This window comes from Candidatus Defluviilinea gracilis (assembly GCF_057138825.1).
Genome location: NZ_DBNHEF010000079.1, coordinates 15107 through 35767, shown reverse-complemented (window position 1 = coordinate 35767; position 20661 = coordinate 15107). Strand labels below are relative to the sequence as shown.

The window sequence follows — 20661 nt, the reverse complement described above, 5'->3', positions numbered from 1 at the left end:
GGGTCTCTGCTTGCGGGAGTAAGAGACTCTTCGGTCGCGGCAAACGCTCCCTCAGAGTGACATTTCTTGTCAGGCTAAAATTTAGAAGCAGTATATGCACCAAGCCAAGCTCCCAATAATAAGCCTGTAGCTATAGCTAATGGACTGTCCTTGAGTTCTATCTCACCAAGAATTATTCCCGCACCAGCTAATGCCAACCCACCTAGAAAAATTGCTCCAATCACAGCTCCAATTTTTACCTTTTTCGGGCTTTCGTAAGTTTGGTATCCTATCAGTGTACCCATGAATACAAAAATCAAAGGCATTGTAATTAAGTCCTGTTTTTGTCTGCCAATGACTGCTGATAACAATCCCAAGCAGGCGCCGAAAATTACCCACAAAAAGATTTGGTACTTTTTGTCCGCATACCCAAGCGCAAATCCAATGCCACTCAGTAATCCCCACACGATCCATAAATAAAAACCCCAGCCTTCTGTTTTTACATTTATGGAAACTACATATCCCGCAAGTCCAAAAACTGCAATTATCAGTATTTGGATAAATCGGTTGATTTGTGAAGTTACTTTACTCATTTTGATTGAATCCTTGAGATTGCTTGTATCACATCCTAAACACGCCAAAATTATTTTCTTCCACAGGTGAATTCAAAACAACAGATAATGCTAGACCAAGCACTTGACGCGTATCCACAGGATCAATCACGCCATCATCCCACAATCTTGCGGTGGAATGATAGGGATTGCCTTCATCTTCGTATTTTTCTAGAATAGGGCGTTTGAACTCGTCGGCTTCTTGTTTCGTCATGGCAGGTTTGCCTTCACGGGCGAGTTGGTCTTGTTTGATGGTGAGCAGGACGTTCGCGGCTTGTTCCCCGCCCATGACGGAGATTCTTGCGTTGGGCCACATCCATAAGAATCGTGAGCCGTAGGCGCGACCTGACATGGCATAGTTGCCCGCGCCGAACGAGCCGCCGATGACGACGGTTAACTTCGGCACGCGAGTCGTCGCCACCGCATGGACCATCTTCGCGCCGTCTTTGGCGATGCCGCCGACTTCGGCTTCACGTCCCACCATGAAGCCAGTGATGTTTTGCAGGAACACGAGCGGGATGCCGCGTTGGTCACAGAGTTCGATGAAGTGAGTCGCTTTGAGCGCGGACTCGCTGAACAAGACTCCGTTGTTGGCGATGATGCCGACGGGGTATCCATGAATCCGCGCGAACCCGCAGACGAGAGTCGTGCCGTAGCGCGCTTTGAACTCGCGGAATTTGCTTCCATCCACGAGGCGGGCGATGATCTCATGAACATCGTAGGTCTCGCGGAACGTCGCGGGCAGGATGCCGTAGATTTCTTCGGCGGGATAAAGAGGTTCCTCGGGTTTAGAAAGTGGAAAGTAGAAAGATGACTTTCCACTTTCTACTTTCGACGGAAGTGTCTCAACAATATTCCTCAGAATCTCAATCGCATGATCGTCATCCTCCGCAAAATGATCCGCAACCCCGCTTCGCCGCGTGTGGACGTCTGCTCCGCCCAAATCTTCCGCGCTCACATCCTCGCCTGTTGCCGCCTTCACGAGCGGAGGTCCGCCGAGGAAGATCGTGCCTGTGCCTTTGACGATGATGGCTTCGTCGCTCATCGCAGGGACGTACGCGCCGCCCGCCGTGCACGAGCCCATCACCGCCGCGATCTGCGGAATCTTTTTCGCGGACATTCTTGCCTGATTGTAAAAGATGCGACCGAAATGATTCACATCGGGGAAGACTTCGTCTTGCAATGGCAAAAACGCTCCCCCCGAATCGACGAGATACAGGCAGGGCAGATGATTCTCTTCGGCGATCTGTTGCGCGCGCAGATGTTTCTTGACCGTCATCGGGAGATACGATCCGCCTTTGACGGTCGCGTCGTTGGCGACGATGAGGACTTCGCGGTTGGACACGCGCCCGATGCCCGTGACGATACCCGCGCCTGGACCTTCGTTATCGTAAAGATCGGTCGCGGCAAGCGCGGAGAATTCGAGAAATGGAGAATTGGGGTCGAGCAGGCGTTCGATCCGCTCGCGGACGAAGAGTTTGCCCTGCGACTCGTGTCGCTTGCGATATTTTTCCCCGCCACCCTCGCGAACTTTAGCGAGGCGTCCCTTGAGTTCGTTCGCTAATGAACGATGGTGTTCGGAGTTTTGTTTGAATTCAGTCGAGGAGGTGTTGATGGAGGAGGAGATGGTTTCCATGATGTAATTGGTAATTGGATGGGTTTGTAGTTATCGAGAGTCTAGCACATTCCCCAGGAAAACATAACATTGAAATGAATTAAGGGAGGCAAAGACCGTCCACTTGAACCTGAAACTTGGAACCTGAAACTTGACACCGATTGTACCCCACCACTTTCCACGCAAATCACTTCAACGACTGCGCCAGCATCCACGTATAAAGTTCTTGATCCTGATAGACCCTGCCGCTGATATCGTGGTCGCCGTCAGGATACACCGTGAACTGGATGTTGCCATCGCACGCCTTCAACGCATCCACGAGGGATTGTTCCGCCTCGAGCGGCACGATCGTATCGACTGCGCCATGAAACGCCCAAATGGGTTTGTTTTTCAAATCGCAAATATTTGCAGGGACATGGAAGCCGGTTGTGTCGCCGACAAACCCCATCACTGGCGCGAGCGCGGCGAACGTGTCTGGGTGACGCAGTCCATACTCCCACACCCCGTTTCCGCCGATGCTCACACCCGTCAGGTAGACGCGCGTCGTGTCCACGGCGTATGATGCGGTCACTTCATCGAGCAGGGAAAAAACAGACGCCTCCACCTTATCTTGAAACCAATACTCATCGCCCGGTTTGCCGGTCAATTGCGGCGAGAGCACAATAAACGGAAAGTCCGGCGTGAACCCCAAAATTTGAGGCAGGGCTTCGTAGAGAAGCATGTCGGTGTTCGAACTGCTCGTCCCTGAGCCGTGTAGAAAAAGGATCAGGGGAAATTTCTGCGCGGGGTCTTTTCCGTAATTTGAGGGCAGGAAGAGCAGATAGTTCCGACCTCCCGATTGGGATGTGAATGGATGTTGACCCGTGAGAATGTTCGACGGGAGCGCGGGCGCGTCGGTGACCGGAAGTGTGGCTGTCGTTTCCGTAGTCGGCGTGACCGGCTGGGTGGCAGGGGGAGCCGAAGTATCGGTGGGGAGTGACGACGGTTGGGTAGGAGGCGCGGCCATATCGGTTGGGCTGGGCGCGGGTGATCCACATCCAGCCGCCAGGGTGGCGATCAATGGCAGAAGGATGAGGCGTGTTACGGTGTCTGAAATTTGGCTCGTGATGAGGCGATTGTTTTTCATGCGACAAGTCTAGCATAAAAATTTACAGCGCCGCAAAGTAAACTTTGCGGTGACGGATTGTGACAAGACAGAAAAATTATCCCCAACTTCAGTATTTCATATTTTACGAAAGTTTATGCGACAGTTCGATTTGCCAAGCAAATCGTGTCGTATTCCTTGACGCAGTGCAACGTCGTCAAGGGCGTGTTTTCGTGTCTGCTGATTATCCGCGGGGTAACTCGATGATGAACGTTGTGCCTGTTCCCAGTTCGCTTTGCGCTTCGATCGTGCCGCCATGCGCGTGGATGAGTTGTTTCGTGATGGCGAGTCCGAGTCCGCTGTGGGCGCGTTCACTGCGCGATCTGTCGCCGCGCCAGAAGCGGTCGAAGATGAAGGGGAGATCGGCGGGGGGGATGCCAGAGCCAGTGTCTTGTATCGTAATGCGTACTGCGTATTGCGTATCGCGCGCGGATTCGGTTTCGATGGAAATTCTCCCGCCATGAGGAGTGTGGCGCAGGGCGTTCGAGATGAGATTCGATAGGACTTGATTCAAGCGGTCATAATCGGCGGTGACTTGTTGATGTTCATCGGCGAGGCGCGTTTGCAGGTCGATGCCGAGGGACGCGGCTTGGGAGGAAAAACTCGAAGTGAGATCATGCAGAAGGTCGGCGAGCAGAAATAAGGTGGGATGAAGCGGGAGTTGTCCCGTTTCGGCGAGGGAGAGAGTCTGCAAGTCGTTCACGAGGTGGGTGAGGAGGCGAGTCTCATCCAATGTGTTGTTGATGTGTTCGGGCGTGGGCTGATAGACGCCATCCACGATGCCTTCGAGGTTGCCTTGAATGATGTGGAGCGGCGTGCGGAGTTCGTGCGCGATGTCGGCGGTGAGGTTGCGGCGTTGTTGCGCGGCGCGTTCGAGTTCGCCGACCATCTTGTTGAAGCGTTTGATGAGATCGCTGAACATATCGGATTTATTCTCAGGCACGCGCGCCGAGAGATTGCCCTCTTCGACGGCATTGATCGTTTTGAAAAACTCTTCGAGAGGTTTGCCGTAGCGAAGATAGAGGTTGAAGGCGGTAATGAAAAGGATGACGACCAGAACGACGGGCGCGCCACAGACGAGGATCCAAATGTTTCTGATGTTGGTGTATTGCGAAAAGAGCAGGTAAAGAAGAGCGGCGATGCCCCCGACAAAAAGGAAAACGGTGAGGATGAAGAAGATGACGAGGAGGACGAAGCGGTGTCGGCGTTTGGGAGGAGGGGAGGTGGACATGAGGAGAGTGGAAAGAGGAAAGTAGCGAGTGGAAAGTGGAAAGTCAGTGAGCAGTGACCAGTGCGATGAGGAAAGAGGTTATTCGATGAAGCGGTAACCGATTCCGTAGACCGTTTCGATCATGGATTTGCCTGAGGCGGCTTCGAGTTTTTTACGCAGGTTCTTGATGTGCGAATCGACACTGCGATCCATGCTGGAGGATGTGCCGTGCAGGTCTTCGAGTAATTGCTCGCGTGTGAGCGTTTGGCTGGGACGGCTGGCGAGCAGGACCAGCAATTTGAATTCGTTGGGAGTTAACTTGATCGGACTGTTGTTGAAAGACACTGCGTATTTTTCCGAATCAATTTCAAGCCCGCCCACGCGGATGAGGCTCGGCGCTTTGACATCGCCGCGCGTTCGGCGGAGCAACGCCCGCACACGCGCCACCAACGCGCGGACGGAGAACGGCTTGGTGATGTAATCGTCCGCGCCGATTTCGAGACCCGTCACTTGATCTATTTCTTCGGAGAGGGCGGTGAGCATGATGATGGGCACGTCGCTTTCGCGGCGCAGGATGCGGCAGACTTCGCGCCCGTCCATTTGTGGGAGCATCAGGTCGAGGATGAGGAGGTCGGGTTTTTCGCGGCGGGCAATCGTCAGCGCGGATTGACCGTCGGCGGCGGTGACGACGCGGAATCCGTTCTTCTCCAGATAATCTCGCGCGAGGCGCGCGATCTTGGGTTCGTCATCCACGACGAGGATGAGGGGTGGCATGGGGGGAGTATAAGGGAGGAAAGGGGAATGATGAAGGATGAATTATCAAGGATGAGTTATGAAAGTTTTTGGCACGCAAAGTAGAGAGAATGAGGTAGAAAGTAGAAAGGGGAGAGTGGAGGATGTTTTCTTTTAGTTGACCTTGTCCGGTTCGAGGATTGTGACGTTTTGCCCGGCGTATTTTTCGTACAGGTCACTGCGGCGCTTTCTCCAGCCGTCCAGCCCGCCGCGCAGGTTGGTGATTTTCTTGAAGCCTTTCGATTTCAGGTAATACGAGATCATCACCGAAAGCCCGCCGCCCGGGCAGTACACCAAAATATTTTTATCGCGCGGAAGTTGTTTCAAGTAGTTTTCGACTCGGAGCGGGTTGACCTGGTGAGAATTTGGCAGACCCTCGAATTTTTTACGGTCATCGCCTGGGCGCACATCGAGGATGAAAGTTTTCTCGTCGAAGAGAATGTTTTCATTCAATTGCGCGGGCGCGAGCATGTTGACGAAAGAGATTCGTCCTTCAATGTAATCTTGGATTACCTGTGTCGCGTATCGGATGTCGCGTGATGAAGTTTCATGCCCGAGACTGATTCGAATCGTCTCGCGGGCGGCTTGGTCGGATACGCCGATCGCTTTCAACACGTGGGAGGGCGTATCTTCGCCGGTACTGCACGCCGACCCGGCAGAGACGGCGATGCCGCGATAGTCCAACATTCCCATCAACCCGGCATTCTCCACGCCGGGGAAGGTAACGCTAAGCGTGTTCGGCAGGGATTCTGATTCTGGCGAGTTGATCACGCAATCTGGCTTGATCTCTTTGAGCCGTTGAGTCAATTGTCGCTTCAATGTTTGAGTTCGTTTGCTCTGCGCGAGGAGTTTATCCACGTCCTGACAAGCCGCGCCAAAGCCGACGATGTTGTGAAGGCTTTCCGTCCCAGCTCGCAGTCCGCTTTCCTGATGACCGCCATGGAGCAACGGAGTAAATGGACTTCCCTGTTTGATGTACAACGCGCCGATGCCTTTCGGTCCATATAGTTTGTGCGCCGAGAAGGAAGCGTAGTCAACATCCCATGAGTGGAGGTCAATCGGAATTTTTCCCAACGCTTGCACGCAGTCTGTCAATACCAACGCGCCGTGTTGATGCGCGATCTTCGTCACCGCTTTGATGTCTTGAATGACGCCGGTTTCATTGTTTGCCAACATGCAACAGACAAGGAAGGTATCCTCATCGATCATCTTTTCCAATTCGACGAGTTGTACACGCCCTTTGTCGTCAACTGGACAATATTTGACGATCACTCCTTGGGTTTCGAGATAGTCCAGCGTTTTCAACACAGAAGGGTGTTCGATGGGCGTGGAAACAATCTTCTTCTTTTTCGGATAAAAATGCGCGGCAACCGATTTGAGCGCAGCGTTATTTGACTCGGTCGCGCAGGCAGTGAAATAAACATCCGACGGGTCGGCGTGAATCGCTTTTGCCACGTGTTGACGGGCTTCTTCGAGCAACTCTGCCGATTTTCTGCCAATACCATAGAACGATGATGGATTGCCGTATTGGTTTCTCAACACCTGTTCCATCTTTCTACGGACATGGTCGCTCACAGGCGTCGTCGCATTGTGATCGAGATAGACCTGCCGATTGAAGCGAATGAGGTGTTTCAAGAATTCAAAGTATCTAAGTTCCATTGGATTACCTCTCCGAGCGCCACATTTTGATTCTCATATACGTGATCGTACAAAGCGAGTTGATATTGCGGGGTTCGTTTATGTCATTGTGACAACGATCTTGCCTCGCGCATGACCGTTGCCAAGATGTGTCATGGCGTCAACGATGCGCGTCATTGGGTAAGCCTTCTCGACAAACGGTTTCACTTTTCCGCTTTCGACCAGTTCTTTCAAGGTTTGCATATCCGCGCGGTTGAATTGGGCGGTGAAAAACACGAATTTTTGACTCGCGCCCAGCATCGAAACTTTCATCTTGACCAAAAGACTGACTGGACCGATCAATTCCGTCTTGGGTCCTCCGATGAGCACAAAGGTTGCGTCTGGCTTGAGAACGCGTTTGTAATCAGACCACGAACGCCCGCCATTGACATTGAGCAGTAGATCATATTTTTTGCCGTTGCGCGTAAAGTCCTCTTTGGTGTAATCAATCACATGATCGGCGCCCAGCCTGCGAGCGTGTTCAACATTGTTCGTACTGCACACAGCCGTCACGTCCGCGCCGAGCGCTTTGGCGATCTGAATCGCAAACGATCCGACTCCGCCCGACGCGCCGTGGATCAGGACTTTCTGCCCGGGCTGGATTTTCCCGTGATCGCGCAGTCCCTGCAACGCGGTGATTCCCGCTGTGGGGACGGACGCCGCTTCTTCCATCGTGACGTTGGCTGGTTTCAACGCGATGGCATTTTTCACGCTGACGTATTCCGCATACGCTCCGCTTCTCCCGCCGAAGACTTCGTCGCCGCGCTTGAAATCGGTGACGTTTTTGCCGACCGCTTCGACCACGCCCGCAAAATCCGCGCCGAGACGCGTGTCTTTCGGCTTGACGAGTCCGCCGCCCAGAATGCGGGCGATGGGCAAGCCTGTCATACCGTACCATTCCGCAACATTGATCGAGGAGGCGCGCACGCGAACTAGCACGGCATCATCTGAAACTTCTGGCTTTGCGATCTCTTTGATCTTCAATACATCTGGCTGACCATACGACTCAAACATAACTGCTTTCATGGTTGATTCTCCTTTTATGTCACTCTGAGCGGAGCGAAGAGTCTCGTTTGTTGCGGTAGAGATTCTTCGTCGTGGAGTTTACCCTGAGTAAGTCGAAGGGCGGCTCAGAATGACATGCCTATATTTGCTGTAAGGTTATCAACTCATTGTGGAGGAAATATGGACGAGCCTGTCAGGGATTGTGGAGGTTGTTCCCCCCCCGTGTTATGTTTACAAACGGATTTCAAGCCGTATCTTCACATTATCCCCCTCGCCGATCTCTTCCGCTTTTTGGACCACCATCTTGATCGGCACAAGATAGAGACCGTCTTTCGGGAACAGGGAGGTCTTAAACTCGGTCTTGCCGATCCGCGCGTGGACGGGAATCACTCCCCAGCCATACGTGACCTCTCTTGAGATGGCTTGGATATCGCGGCTTTGCTTTTCTGGCACAGCGACGAAAAGATACGGAGCAGGTCCGCGCCAATGGAAGATCGCGCCGCTGAACTCGAAGGTCATGGTCAGGCTCTACCGCGCGGCTTGACGAGAATATTTCGCGCAAGCGTCTTGAACCGCTCGCCATTCTTTTGCACAATGGTGATAGTGACATGACCCGTCTTGCTCATCTTGCTGTCTCTGACGGTTCCAGATTTACCCGCGTGTGTTCCGCGAATCACTTCGCAAAAGTCGCCGTCTTTTGGTTGTCTACTGTTCATGTGTATTGCTCCTGTTCGTTTCAATGGACCGCGCCGCATTCCATTCATTGCTCCATGGATTGCAGCCATAGTTTCGCATCGTCCGCTTTCACGGCGCGCTCCGCTTCGTGAAGCAGTGCATTCAAACTTCTTCTGCGTCCGATTTGCTTAGCAAATCGCGGCGCATTCGGCGGCAAGTAGGAAGTCGGCAGAGGCGTCGGCTGACTATTCAGTGAAACGTTGAAACACGGCGACCAGCGCTCGATCAACAGCCGCTCCGAAGCGGATAAATCATTCCCAACGACATCGAATTGCTCCGACTGTGAACTCAACAATTCAATCGTGAAACTCATAGACTTGGGCCAGTTGACCCACACGAATCGACCCACAATCGAGTGTCCCTTGAATCCGCCGAGGAGATGTTCCCACACGCGAGCAAAGGCGAGTTGTGATTGCCCGACGTAAAACGCTGTGTCGTTATCTCGGAATAGGTAGAGATCGAAGTCCTTCCACTCGGGAGGACATTCTCCGATGAGCAGGAAGCGCTTTAGTGGAACTACGATGGTGTCTTGCTCATGCGGAGGTCTGTCAGCGTGGTTTTGCATCGAAACGCGCCTTAAGTCTTTTATGTCTGTGTCTAAAAACTGTTTGATAGATCAGAGCCGCCAACCCGCCGATGATCCTAATCCTTGGCGTAAACTCCACCACATCATGGATCTTGCAAGATGCGCCGTCGGGTGCGACTGTCCGTTTGTGCGCCCATAACGAATTCATCCATGAGGAGGAGCGCTCCTCGAACCCATGCGCCGACACCCTCTCCATGTAAAACGAATGGACGTCAATTGGGAATACCCAAAGCGCGAAAATCACACTGCGGAACAGCGGCGTACCCGTCTGCCATTCGGTTAATGGTCTCTGCTCCCATTGTTTTGGGCACGTCATTTTGAGAAAAGGTCCTAACTCATAATTTACGCCGCCCATCGTTAAATGTTTTTCAATGAATTCGGTTGCCGAGAGGTTGATATGACTACTTTCTTCAAATTTCAGGGGCATGGAAATTCTCGTCTAGGCAGGGACAGCGCGCGCCTTGTTGGGTAGCGGCGGTTGGCTTGAACTCAGCCACCGTGAACCTGTCGCGAATCGTCAGGCGCATCCATGCGGTCGTTTAATCCATAGTCTCGGATGACTTGCGCCACGCGCAGGCGATACTCTGCAAAAACGTACTGTCTACCCGCAGATTGGGCGCGTCGGTGCGCGTCGAGGTTTCGCCACTGCTTCACAGCCTCTTCATCCCGCCAGAAGGACAAAGACAAAATTTTACCCGGCTCAGTCAGGCTTTCGAATCGTTCAATTGATATGAAGCCGTCAATATGCTCCAAGTGGGATCTCAAATCGGCGGCGAAGTCTAGGTAAACTTGCTTTTGATCTGGATGCGGCAACACTTCAAAAATCACGGCGATCAAGAGGAACCTCCCATCAGGCTTGCAGGAATACCAAACGTGCCATCAACGACTTCCACGAAAGTCCGTTCTTCGTGAAGGATAAACCGCTTCGCCTGCGCCATTTCAAAGTTTTTACGACCTTCCTGGTCTGACTTGAGGCGCGCGCGATAGGCTTCATACGATGCCAGACTATCAAAGGCGATCAATCCCCATGCGATGTTATTTGTTCCCTCGTGAGGTAGGAAGTAGCCAACAAGATGTCCTCCACAGCGGGGAATGATGCGTCCCCAATTCTCCGCGTATTCCTTGAAAGCATCCCGCTGAAAAGGATCGATCTCGTAGCGGATGAAACAAGTGATCGTCATTGCAAAACTCCTATGTAGTGATGGTCAGTACTTCACGAAAGTTCAGGCGACAGTTCGATTGACCAAACAAATCGTGCCGACTGCCTTGACGCGGTGTAACCGCATCAAGATCCTATTTTCGTGATCTACTCATAGCAGAAACTATGGCGGTTGGGCGCCCAACGGATTGCGCCATTACGCTGGGGTGGAGACGGCAAACCGTCCAAGCAGAATCAGCCTCAAGCGGGGGATGACCGCAGAATCTTCTCCATCGCCTTCCCTTTGGCGAGTTCATCCACCAGTTTATCCAAATAACGGATTTTTTGCATCAGCGGGTCTTCGATCTCTTCGATGCGCACGCCGCACACGACGCCCGTGATGAGCGACCGATTTGGGTTCATGGCTGGCGCTTCAGCGAAGAATGTTTTTAGGTCATTTCCCTTTTTGATCTGCTGTTGCAGACCCGCCTGAGTGTAGCCAGTCAACCAACAGATGACCTGGTCAACTTCTTTCTTCGTGCGATTCTTTCGCTCCGCTTTTTGAATGTATAGCGGATATACATTCGCAAATATATATCGAAAAACCCGATCGTTAGATTTATTGTTCATGGCTTGGTTCCTCGTTAGGCGCGGACTTTACAGAAACACTATTTTTTCGCGGTTTGCCATAGGATTTGGTTGATATGCCCGTCCTGCGACTTTATATTCTTATATGACTTTTGCGCGATCTGTTCAAGGGTCGGCAATTTTACAGCACACAATCAAATTAATTGCCGCGTTGACTCGTTGGGCGCAGATGAGTTTTTCTTTGCAGGTTAACGGTTGGCGTTTAGCGAACAGATTATGGTTGAAGTGTAAATTTTTGTGAAGTATCGTCCCAAACATATATCTCATACTGTTTTTCAAGAGAGAAACATTCAAATGTTGTGACGCAATCTTCTTTATGATATGGTAATCCAATAGTTAACAAAATGTGTTTATCTTTTAACTGCACTTGTACGCCTGCCGTATCTTCGTCATGAACTATACCACTTGCTTTATATATTAATTCTGCGCCTTTTTCAACATCAAAAATCCATGCTGTTTGATGTAGAAAACCAGATCTTATAACCAATTCGGGAAATGAAGTTTGGGTGATATTTACCCATTGGAAAGAAAGGAAATTAGAGTCGCAGCCTTCAACTTTTTGCTTTGTAATAAACCTCATCTGCTCTAAAGAAGAAATGTTCCCGTCGTTGGAATTCCATGTCCAAATAACCATATCGCACTTTTCATTAACTGCAACATAATAGGATTTATCGTTTAAGTGGTAGTCGGTCATGAGTATATTTTTTGGAACCCAAATTGGGTTTTGGTCTCCTTTCAACTCAAAACAAGGGAGCGTAAGGGGTGACTCGGTAGTATCATCCTTGATGCCGAAAAAATCATTATAAGTTTCCATTTGATGTTGGGGGGATGCGTTTTCTCCTGCAAAAGAATTAATCATGAAAACCGCGCGCCCATCGCCATAACTATCTGAGGATATATTCACATTGAATCCAGGTATTTCTTTGGAATTTATCTCAGTAAATTTATCATTTTCCCAGATGTATTTTTTCGTGATATGAGGGTTGACAGTGTGTGTGGGTTGAAACACGCTGTTGTACCACAGATTTCCAGACGGGTCACAAACTTCATTTGTTGTGTAGTTGCTGCTTTGTTTATATCCCACAACATTGATTTCAATATGACTATCTATAATAGATGACGTTCCTTTTGAATATCCCCAAGATGATTGGCGTCCATCTCCTGAGCGTCCTTCATAGTAACGGGTAAATGAAATTGAGTCGCATTTTTCTTCTTTACACCTGACGATATTTCGGTCAATAGCAACAGAGAAAACACCTGTCCCGCCCCAACTTCCTAAGAAATCTACAAATATGTAGGGATGTGAAAATTTTTGCTGAACTAATGAGTCGTACCATCCACGTGATTCTAAAAAATAAATCTCTCCCCATTGGTCAGATGTATCCAATTGATAGATTGAAAAAAAAGACCATTTGGGGAGTGAAATCGAGCCTGAGATAAGTATCTCTTTTTTTCCATCTTCATTTACATCTATATCTTCTCGTTGGTAAATAACATCTCCCGCAAACTGTTCAAATGTTGGTTTGTCCCCATTGCCTACGGCGGAGATGTTGTGATTTTCATAGAAAATACGCAAAATATCATTATCTGGTACGGAACTTTCTTTGCCCTGCCTGATACATGAATTTATAAAAATAGTTACTAATATTAAAACAATGCTTGCCGTTTTGTTTTTCATGCTTTCTCAGATTCCCAATTAGCCAGCCAACTACGTCTTAATCCTACTTTTTGCCGTATAAGACGCCGTAAGGGTGGTTGTCCGTCAAAATCGTTGTATAATTACCCATGCGCGACATTATACGTCACATTTCTAAAAGGCAGTCATCTTATAACTCATGCCTCAATCCGATCAAGGACTCAACAACGCCCGCTACACCCTCATCCCGCGCACGGCGATATTGTTGCGGCGCGGAGACTCATACCTGCTCCTCAAAGGCGCGCCGACGAAACGTCTGTGGGCGAATAAGTACAACGGACTCGGCGGTCACGTGGAGAGAGGGGAGGATGTTCTCGCGTCTGCGAAGCGTGAGTTGCTTGAAGAGACCGGTCTTACGGCGGATCTATGGCTGTGCGGAACGGTCATCGTTGACGCGGGCGAAACAGGGATATGTTTATTTATGTTCACGGGGAATGTAACGGGCGGCGAATTAATCGCCTCGGAAGAAGGTTTGGCGGAGTGGGTTGAATACAAGAAGATTGGAGAATTGGACGTTGTCGAGGATTTGCCGATTCTGCTGGGGAGAATTCATGGCATGAAGCGCGGCGATCCGCCGTTCAGCGCGCGGTCGTTTTACGATGAGGCGGGGAAATTGGTTGTGAGGTTTGAGGAGTAAATCCCCTCTCCCTTTGGGAGAGGGTTAGGGTGAGGGTTTTAACTTCCCTTTTTCAGTATGATCGTAAATGTGCTGCCCCTGCCCGGCGTGCTGGTCACGGTCAACTTTCCCTGATGTTGTTCGATGACCTGTTTCGTGATGGCGAGTCCCAGCCCGATGCCGCCGAAGAGATCGTTCTCGTGTCGTTCGAGATGATAGAAGCGGTCGAAGACATTCGTCAACTTTTCTTTTTCGATCCCAATGCCGTGATCCTCCACCGAAAGCAAAATATCATCGGCGCGCGCGCTGAGGCGCACATCCACGTCTCCGCCTTTGGGGCTGAACTTGATGGCGTTGTCCACCAGAGCCGAGAGAGCGCGCTCGAGGGATTTCGAGTCGCCGAACGCGCGAGGCAGGCTGACGTTGGGAGCGAAGCGCAGGTTTACATTCCGCTCGACGGCTTTAGGCGCATATTTATCCGTCACGTTTTTTGCGACCGAGTTCAAATCCACCGCTTGAAATTCGGGGAGGACGAGGTCCATCTCTTGCAAGAACAGGATGTCGTTGACGAGGCTGACGATCTGCTGGACGTTGCGACTCACCGTTTCTATCCCAGTGGAGATCTGGTCGCCGCTCATCGCGCCTTTTTGCAACATCTGGAGATACCCGCTCGCCGCCATCAGCGGAGTCCGCAACTCGTGCGCGATGTTGGAGAGAAACTCGCGGCGGGCGAGGTCTTGCTCGGCAAGTTTTTGATACGCCTCGGCGAGTTCGCTCGCGCGCAAGCGGAGGTCGTCCACCGCCATTTGATCGTTCGAGCGTAAGCGGTTGCTGATCTCGCTGACCATCGCCATGGCGATACTGCTGGAGGAATGAAGCACGCGGTCGAAACCGGGCTTGTCGAGTTCGAGCGCGGTGAGCGCGGTCTTTGCGGTGACGGTCGCGGCGCGCGGCGCGTTGTGGATGAGCGCCATCTCGCCGAAGAAATCGCCGGGTCCTAGAGTTTTGAGCAGGCGCGTTTCGGAGTTGTTGATGACCTTGGTCACTTCGGCGTCGCCTTCGAGGATCATGTAGAAGCGGGCTTCCACCGCGTTCTCGCGGCACAACACCGCGCCGGGCGCGTACGCGTGTACCTGGCTGTTCTTGATCAATTCCTCGATCTCGTCCGGTTTGATGCCGGGGAAGGCTCGCGGGATGATCTTCGACGGGGCGCGGAGGTTCGTCATGGTGCGATTATTTTAGCATGGCGGGAGATTCGAATCGAAGCCCCATTTGAACTAAAAGGAAATTGCAAGGATGAATCTCGTAGCGCGAAATGCCATTTCGCCTTTGATACCTTATACAACCCCTTTGGACGCAGACCCTTGCACCGCCCGCAAGGGCAGGTGAAAACGCTGACCCCGCTGATTCAAAGACAAGACTTACGCAGTTGGCGGACAGTTGCACTGCCGCCGCCGCAGTGCAACTACGGCACAACAGGTTCAACTGCGTAAGTCCTAAAAGAAAGAAAATCTGCGTATTCAGCGTGAATCAGCGTCCCGATTTTTCGGGAACCATGGAAAGAACGCGCTGGTCTTTCGCATGTACTCCTCGTAACCGGGCTTGCTTTGCATCGTCCGTTCGAGCATTGCCACGCCGGAGACGCGGAGCAAAAGCCACGTCATCAAGATGGGGGAGAGGATCGTCCACCACGCGCCAACCGCGAGGGCGATGATGAAGATTCCCCACCATACGATTGTTTCACCAAAATAGTTCGGGTGACGTGAGAACTTCCACAAACCCGACGTAAGCAATTTCCCCTTGTTTTTTGGATTACGCTTGAACAAAGTCAACTGCAAGTCCGCGATGGATTCAAAGAGCAAACCGAATCCCCAGATCAACGCGCCGAGCAAATCCATTGGCGTGAGGATGACAGGGTATCCAAACGATTGCGCGGCAAGGATAGGCGCGCTGATGAGCCACATCAAGAATCCCTGTAGGAGAAATACTTTGAAGAATGAAATCCACCACCAGCGCGGACCGTTCTCTTCGCGCCATTTGGCATAGCGGAAATCTTCGGGCTTGTTCCAATTGCGGAGTCCGATGTGAAGCGCGAGGCGCAGTCCCCAGAGCGTGACCATTACGCACATCCATTGTTTGCGCGGGATGTAGCCGTATCCGTATGAAAATCCCAGCCACGCAACGACGATAAAGCCAATGCCCCAGAAAATATCCACGATGCTGGAGTTCTTCAGCGCGAGACTCAATAGCCAGAGCAGGGTCATCAGGCAGAGAATGACGAGCCCACTGTTGAGGAAAAGTATCGTGAATGGCATAGTAATTTTGAAATTAATTTCGGGGGCTGGACAGATTACTTTTCCAAATTAATCCAACAACAAAACCTTCCTCGCTGAGCGGAGCGTCCTTCGACTGCGTTCGTCGCAACGAACGCTCCTCACTCCGCTCAGGACGAAACATGATTTGGGATGAGCGTAGACGAAGCGCAGGCTGGAAGACGCGATGGGATTGCTAGATTTAATTGTAAAAATGCAAAATCTCGCGTTACGAATGTCGTTGATAAAACACCAGCAATGTCGTTCCGTATTTCCGCTCATCGAACTTTTCAAGATTCTTCAACTCGACCGTGTTGAACTTGAATTCGCGCGGCGCGATCTGCACAATGACCCAGCCGTCATCCGTGAGCCATTCGAGATTATCGTCCACGAGTTCCAGCGCTTTCACCCACATATCCTTGTACTGCGGGGGAGCGATGTAGATGTATTCAAACTTTTTATCGGCTGGCGATGCGAGATACGCGAACGCATCTGCCCGGCGGATTTCTGACTGCGCCGTGAATCCGCAATGCTCCACGTTGGATTTGATCGTCTCGACGGGTTCGCGATTCGAATCCGTAAAGCGGACGGATGCCGCGCCTCGGCTCAACGCTTCGATGCCGACTGCCCCGGTGCCTGCGAACAGGTCCCACCAGTTGGAGTCGATCACGTCGCTGGCGATGATGTTGAACAACGCCTCCTTGACACGGTCGGTGATGGGGCGCGTCGTATCGCCCGTCACCGATTTCAATTTACGACCTCTTGCTTTGCCAGAAATGACTCGTAGACTCATGGAATTTGTTTGACCTCGCAGAATATCGCATCTCCCCGGCGGATTTGGATCACCGGCGGCGCGTCTCTGAAAATGGAGCGGTCATTATTTGTGCGTGTGTTGACCAGAACATAGTCGCCTGATTTCACTTCGCTCATTTCGTTCCGTAGATCGCGGACGATGGTGTTGCTCCCGGAATAATAGTCGGCAATGTATGCTTCACGCAGGACAAAGACATTCGCTGGTTGACTCAAACTCGCGTCCAATTTTTGCATCGCTTCTTTATAACAAGTAAGCCAGTATTCCGTTTCGTATTTGCGAAAGACTCCGCTCGTGCCGCCGACAAACGAATTGTAATACGCGTATTCGTAGGGATGGAGCTGGACGATCCCGTTGATGCCCGGCAAAAGGATCAGTAAAACAAGTCCAGCGCGTAGCCAAACTGGTTGAGTTGCTCGAATTGAGATTTGCTCAAATACAATTGTGATTTGCTCAAATACAAATTCAAATACGAAACCAGCAAAGATAAACACCGGCGGCAGGATAAAAAGGAAATGACGCAAGCCATCGTACACGGCTGGTCGAAGGATGAGGACGTAAGCGACGAGAAGGATGAACCAAGCGAGGGTCAAAGCCAGAGATGCAAATTCTTTTGAATTCGTTTTGAATTTCCAAAAACCGATCAGAACTCCAACCGCGAATAAAATCCATGTCGGTTCGGTGAGCGTTGACCACAGCATGAAGGGGAGGTAGCGGCGCGGCATGTCGTTGGCGCGGAATATCTCGCCGTTGAATAACACAGCCAATTGCGTCGGGTTATCGGACATGAACTTGAGCGTTCCGAAGAGTCCTGCAATTGGATTTTCCCAAAGATAGGGCCAGGTGAGGAGCATCACCGCGATGGCAACTACAACATAAATCATAAATGGTCGAAAATATTTTTTCGGTGAAGCCGAGTCCGCTTGAGCGGACTTGGTAGGAATAGTCGCGGATTTCAATCCGCGGCGGGCAAAGATGATGAAGATGGCATAACCAAGCACAATCATTCCAGCCAGAGGTCCCAGCACGCGGATGGATGTTGCGATGCCTAAACAAAACGATGCGGCGAGAACTTTCCACCAACTATTTTTTGCGCCTGTTGTAATTTCGTCCACCACCTCGAAGCCGAGACAGACTGACGCGAGAAAGAAAACTAAAAAGGGAGGGTCTTTCGGGTTGATGAAGGCATGTCCCCACAATAAAGGTTGATAGGAAAAAAACGCAGTCGTTGCGAGCGCGGCGGACGGTTTCATCCAGCGCGTGGACAGCCGATAGAGGAAATAAACTCCAAGTTGGAAAAAGACGAAATTGACGAGGTGCCAGGCTGAGGCGCGGTCAGAACCGAGGTCTTCCAATCCGTAGGCAAAATTGCGCGCAAGAAAAAGGTAGGCGGGTCCGCGCGTCTTGTGATCCTCCGCGCTGGGCCCGTATGAATTTTCGAGATCGAAATGTCCGCTGAACCATTCATGCGGCGAATAGGCATATCCGAGCGCGTCGGCATAATCGTAAAAGAGCGGCTCGTCCCATGAAAGCCCGTAGTCGCGGAAAACAAAAACGCCGACCAATAGATTGACGGCGAGCAAGATGTAAATCGGTTTTTGGATGATTCGCCCAAAAAGGGATTTCATAACAACGTGTTGCCGGCGGCGTCAAAAGCCTTGATCTCCGCTTTGACCGCTGGGCTGTTCGGGTACTCGCTTTCGAGCAGACCCCAGATCATCGAGTCGCTCCACTCATCGAGAAACGGCGTTTTTGCGCGGAGCGTGCCTTCGTGCGTGAAGCCGAGTTTGCGCGGCACAGCGGCAGAGGCTGTGTTGCGAGGGTCGCAATGAATTTCAATTCGGTGAATGTGGATAATTTCAAAAGCGACTTTGATTAACGCGGCGGTGGATTCGGTCACGAGTCCTTGTTTGACAAAATCTTTGTGAATCCAATACCCGATCTCAAGTTCTTTTTCGCCGAGCCGCGTGTGGAATCCTGTTCCGCCGAGCAACCGCGTTTCTTCGCGGTTGAAAATCCCATAAGTGAAATCTTGTCCCAGATCGAATTTGCCGCGAAATTCCAAAACACGCTTTGCCTTGTATTCAAACGGCTCAGGTTCATTGTGCGCCCACGGCATCCATGGCTTGAGATGCTCCACGCTTTCGCGCACCGAGTCCTCGAGCAACGTCGCGTCCGTCGGCTGATAGCATCGCACCACAAGCCGCGCGGTTTCGATTCGATACGCTGGGTTGGCAACTTTTGAATCGCTCATTTTCTTTTACCAGACTTTTTCTTCGTAGGTTTTTTGCCAAACCCGTTCAGCAACGCGTTCATCTCTTTTTCCTCGCCCGCCTGCCCTTTGAAATAATCGTTCATGAACACAGACCGCCGCAAACGCAACGCCATCGGCGCGACAATTTTCAGATCCTCATTCGTCACTTCATTGCGTCCATCCGCCGCCGCATACGCGCGCGCCGACTCAAACCACGTGATCTCAGCGCGCAGTGAATCGATTCCCATTTTTTGGACGAGCGCGATGGCGGGATTCGCAATCGAATCGGGGATGGTGACTCTCTTCATCTGCTCGCGCGCGCTGCGGATTTCTCCAGCCGCCGCTTCCATCTCCGGGGCAAACTGGTTCACCAAGTGACGCGGATTCGCCAGGTACGCATGGACTCGGCGGTACGCCTCCAGCCTCAGCGACGCATCGTCCAAGCCGCGGACGATAACCCGGAGTCCGAAGCGATCCAAAATTTGCGGGCGGAGTCTGCCCTCTTCGGGATTCATCGAGCCGATCAACACGAAGCGCGAGCGATACGTCGCCGCGACGGGTCCGCGCCGAACGGTGTACGATCCCTGCGCGGCGGCGTCGAGGATCGAATCAACGACATCGTCTGCGAGCAGGTTGATCTCGTCAATGTACAACAAGTTGCGATCTGCTTGTGCAAGTATTCCCCGACGAATTCGCATCCGTTCGTGGATGGCGGCTCGTTCGTCAATGCCGCCGACCACATCTTCAAGCCGCGCGTTCAACGGCAGTTCGATCAAGCGGACTTTGTCCGGCGCGGTGAGCGGTTTGCCCTCGGCGAATTTCTTCGCGCAGTCCGGGCAAACGGCATCCACTCCGCCCGCTTCAATGTCTTCAGGCAGACAACCGTACGGGCATGTGCTTCGCTCGACCATTGGGAGCAAATCCAAAAGACTTCGTACAGCCGTCGTCTTCGCCGTGCCGCGCGGACCGACCAGTAAAATCCCGCCCACATTCGGGTTGATCAACGCGAGCAACAGCGCGAGTTTCATTTCCTGTTGCCCGACGATGGCGAGGAACGGGAAGGGAAGCGCTTCGGTCACGCGCCCATCTTCCGAGGTGAGCGGCGGGAGATTTTTCCCGGAAACAAAATCCACCAGTTCGCGCAGACTTTTGAACGAGTGCGCGACCGGTTCTTTTTCTTCCGATTCGGGTTGGGTGAGTTCGGGTTCGGTCATTGCGATTCTCGCAGTTTCTTTTCAGTCAAACGTCGCGCCTGTCTTTCTTTTGCCTGCAACAGTTTTTGGGTTTCTTCCTCATTTTCAGCCGTCAATTGCGGAATTTCCAGCGGCTTGCCGCTATCGTCAAGCGCGACATAGACGAGGTAGGCAGTGTTGGTGTGCGAGCGTTCGCGGGTTAGCGGGTTTTCGGCAAGCACATCCACTTTCGCTTCCATGGACGTTCTGCCGGTGTATGTGACTTCCGCGTTCAGGGTAACGAGGTCGCCGATCTTGATCGGCTCGCGGAAGGTCATCGAATCGATGGCGACGGTCACGACTTTGCATTGGGCGTGGCGCATACAAGCGAGCGCGCCCGCCTCGTCCGCGAGTTTCATGATCCAGCCGCCGTGCACGTTGCCCAGCAGGTTGGCATGTTCGAGGTGCATGAGTTGAGACAGGGTGACGCGCGATGCGCTGATGGGTTTGGGCGTTTGGATGGTTGTCATAGTTGTAAGAAAGTTTACCATGCGACAGGACGAATGTGGGATGTGAACAAGGCTAGCGCGCGTAACCTTTCTGATGTTTCTCCGACATGGAGTAGATGCGGCTGCATTTTGTCCATCAACATTCTAGCGT

General features: G+C 51.8%; 23 protein-coding genes. 1 reads left to right on the top strand and 22 read right to left on the bottom strand.

Annotation, left to right across the window (positions count from 1 at the left end; translation table 11 throughout):
• Nucleotides 1-74 precede the first annotated feature (74 nt).
• The 15 genes from AC16KF_RS15630 to AC16KF_RS15560 all read right to left on the bottom strand — a co-directional run bounded on the left by AC16KF_RS15630 (nt 75) and on the right by AC16KF_RS15560 (nt 12818).
• Nucleotides 75-572 (bottom strand): hypothetical protein, encoded by a 498-nt coding sequence (locus AC16KF_RS15630; RefSeq protein WP_484038275.1) that lies wholly within the window; start codon nt 570-572, stop codon nt 75-77.
• Nucleotides 573-600: 28 nt separating this feature from the next.
• A complete protein-coding gene (locus AC16KF_RS15625) occupies nt 601-2226 on the bottom strand; it encodes a carboxyl transferase domain-containing protein (RefSeq protein ID WP_484038274.1) in 1626 nt (541 codons plus the stop codon).
• 166 nt (nt 2227-2392) lie between these two features.
• Nucleotides 2393-3331, bottom strand: coding sequence for a carboxylesterase family protein (locus AC16KF_RS15620; protein WP_484038273.1), 939 nt, complete (start codon nt 3329-3331; stop codon nt 2393-2395).
• 202 nt (nt 3332-3533) lie between these two features.
• Complete coding sequence (locus AC16KF_RS15615) at nt 3534-4580, bottom strand: sensor histidine kinase (RefSeq protein ID WP_484038272.1); 1047 nt, start codon at nt 4578-4580, stop codon at nt 3534-3536.
• Nucleotides 4581-4658: 78 nt separating this feature from the next.
• Nucleotides 4659-5333, bottom strand: a complete 675-nt coding sequence (locus AC16KF_RS15610; protein ID WP_484038271.1) for a response regulator transcription factor — start codon at nt 5331-5333, stop codon at nt 4659-4661.
• Nucleotides 5334-5465: 132 nt separating this feature from the next.
• Nucleotides 5466-7010 (bottom strand): aminotransferase class V-fold PLP-dependent enzyme, encoded by a 1545-nt coding sequence (locus tag AC16KF_RS15605; RefSeq protein ID WP_484038270.1) that lies wholly within the window; start codon nt 7008-7010, stop codon nt 5466-5468.
• A 78-nt stretch (nt 7011-7088) separates the two neighbouring features.
• Complete coding sequence (locus AC16KF_RS15600; protein ID WP_484038269.1) at nt 7089-8054, bottom strand: NAD(P)-dependent alcohol dehydrogenase; 966 nt, start codon at nt 8052-8054, stop codon at nt 7089-7091.
• Nucleotides 8055-8264: 210 nt separating this feature from the next.
• Nucleotides 8265-8552 carry a DUF1905 domain-containing protein gene (locus AC16KF_RS15595; protein ID WP_484038268.1) on the bottom strand — a complete coding sequence of 96 codons (288 nt, stop codon included), beginning with the start codon at nt 8550-8552 and terminating at the stop codon, nt 8265-8267.
• A 2-nt stretch (nt 8553-8554) separates the two neighbouring features.
• Entirely contained in the window at nt 8555-8749 is a 195-nt protein-coding gene (locus AC16KF_RS15590; protein ID WP_484038267.1) for a KOW motif-containing protein, read from the bottom strand.
• Nucleotides 8750-8793: 44 nt separating this feature from the next.
• Nucleotides 8794-9333 (bottom strand): hypothetical protein, encoded by a 540-nt coding sequence (locus AC16KF_RS15585; protein ID WP_484038266.1) that lies wholly within the window; start codon nt 9331-9333, stop codon nt 8794-8796.
• Nucleotides 9317-9781, bottom strand: a complete 465-nt coding sequence (locus AC16KF_RS15580; RefSeq protein ID WP_484038265.1) for a hypothetical protein — start codon at nt 9779-9781, stop codon at nt 9317-9319. The genes AC16KF_RS15585 and AC16KF_RS15580 overlap by 17 nt, the downstream gene beginning before the upstream one ends.
• Before the next feature lie 62 nt (nt 9782-9843).
• The gene (locus tag AC16KF_RS15575; RefSeq protein ID WP_484038264.1) at nt 9844-10191 is read right to left on the bottom strand and encodes an antibiotic biosynthesis monooxygenase family protein; all 348 of its coding nucleotides are present in this window, start codon (nt 10189-10191) and stop codon (nt 9844-9846) included.
• Nucleotides 10188-10535: an NIPSNAP family protein gene (locus AC16KF_RS15570; protein ID WP_484038263.1), complete on the bottom strand. Its 348-nt coding sequence runs from the start codon at nt 10533-10535 to the stop codon at nt 10188-10190. Before AC16KF_RS15570 ends, AC16KF_RS15575 begins: the two co-directional genes overlap by 4 nt.
• A gap of 218 nt (nt 10536-10753) precedes the next feature.
• Nucleotides 10754-11122, bottom strand: a complete 369-nt coding sequence (locus tag AC16KF_RS15565; protein ID WP_484038262.1) for a DUF2200 domain-containing protein — start codon at nt 11120-11122, stop codon at nt 10754-10756.
• A 232-nt stretch (nt 11123-11354) separates the two neighbouring features.
• Entirely contained in the window at nt 11355-12818 is a 1464-nt protein-coding gene (locus AC16KF_RS15560) for a hypothetical protein (RefSeq protein WP_484038261.1), read from the bottom strand.
• A 157-nt stretch (nt 12819-12975) separates the two neighbouring features.
• On the opposite strand from AC16KF_RS15560, the gene AC16KF_RS15555 reads away from it, so the two are divergent.
• Nucleotides 12976-13473 (top strand): NUDIX hydrolase, encoded by a 498-nt coding sequence (locus AC16KF_RS15555; protein WP_484038260.1) that lies wholly within the window; start codon nt 12976-12978, stop codon nt 13471-13473.
• 38 nt (nt 13474-13511) lie between these two features.
• On the opposite strand, the gene AC16KF_RS15550 is transcribed toward AC16KF_RS15555, so the two are convergent.
• From AC16KF_RS15550 to AC16KF_RS15520, 7 genes are all read right to left on the bottom strand, one after another.
• Complete coding sequence (locus AC16KF_RS15550) at nt 13512-14678, bottom strand: ATP-binding protein (RefSeq protein WP_484038259.1); 1167 nt, start codon at nt 14676-14678, stop codon at nt 13512-13514.
• Nucleotides 14679-14972: 294 nt separating this feature from the next.
• A complete protein-coding gene (locus AC16KF_RS15545; RefSeq protein WP_484038258.1) occupies nt 14973-15767 on the bottom strand; it encodes a DUF1295 domain-containing protein in 795 nt (264 codons plus the stop codon).
• Nucleotides 15768-15993: 226 nt separating this feature from the next.
• Entirely contained in the window at nt 15994-16557 is a 564-nt protein-coding gene (gene rsmD / locus AC16KF_RS15540) for a 16S rRNA (guanine(966)-N(2))-methyltransferase RsmD (RefSeq protein ID WP_484038257.1), read from the bottom strand.
• Nucleotides 16554-18203, bottom strand: a complete 1650-nt coding sequence (locus tag AC16KF_RS15535; protein ID WP_484038256.1) for a hypothetical protein — start codon at nt 18201-18203, stop codon at nt 16554-16556. The genes rsmD and AC16KF_RS15535 overlap by 4 nt, the downstream gene beginning before the upstream one ends.
• Entirely contained in the window at nt 18200-18829 is a 630-nt protein-coding gene (locus tag AC16KF_RS15530) for a GNAT family N-acetyltransferase (protein ID WP_484038255.1), read from the bottom strand. Before AC16KF_RS15530 ends, AC16KF_RS15535 begins: the two co-directional genes overlap by 4 nt.
• Complete coding sequence (locus AC16KF_RS15525; protein ID WP_484038254.1) at nt 18826-20043, bottom strand: magnesium chelatase ATPase subunit I; 1218 nt, start codon at nt 20041-20043, stop codon at nt 18826-18828. Before AC16KF_RS15525 ends, AC16KF_RS15530 begins: the two co-directional genes overlap by 4 nt.
• Entirely contained in the window at nt 20040-20531 is a 492-nt protein-coding gene (locus AC16KF_RS15520) for an acyl-CoA thioesterase (RefSeq protein ID WP_484038253.1), read from the bottom strand. The genes AC16KF_RS15525 and AC16KF_RS15520 overlap by 4 nt, the downstream gene beginning before the upstream one ends.
• Nucleotides 20532-20661: the final 130 nt, after the last annotated feature.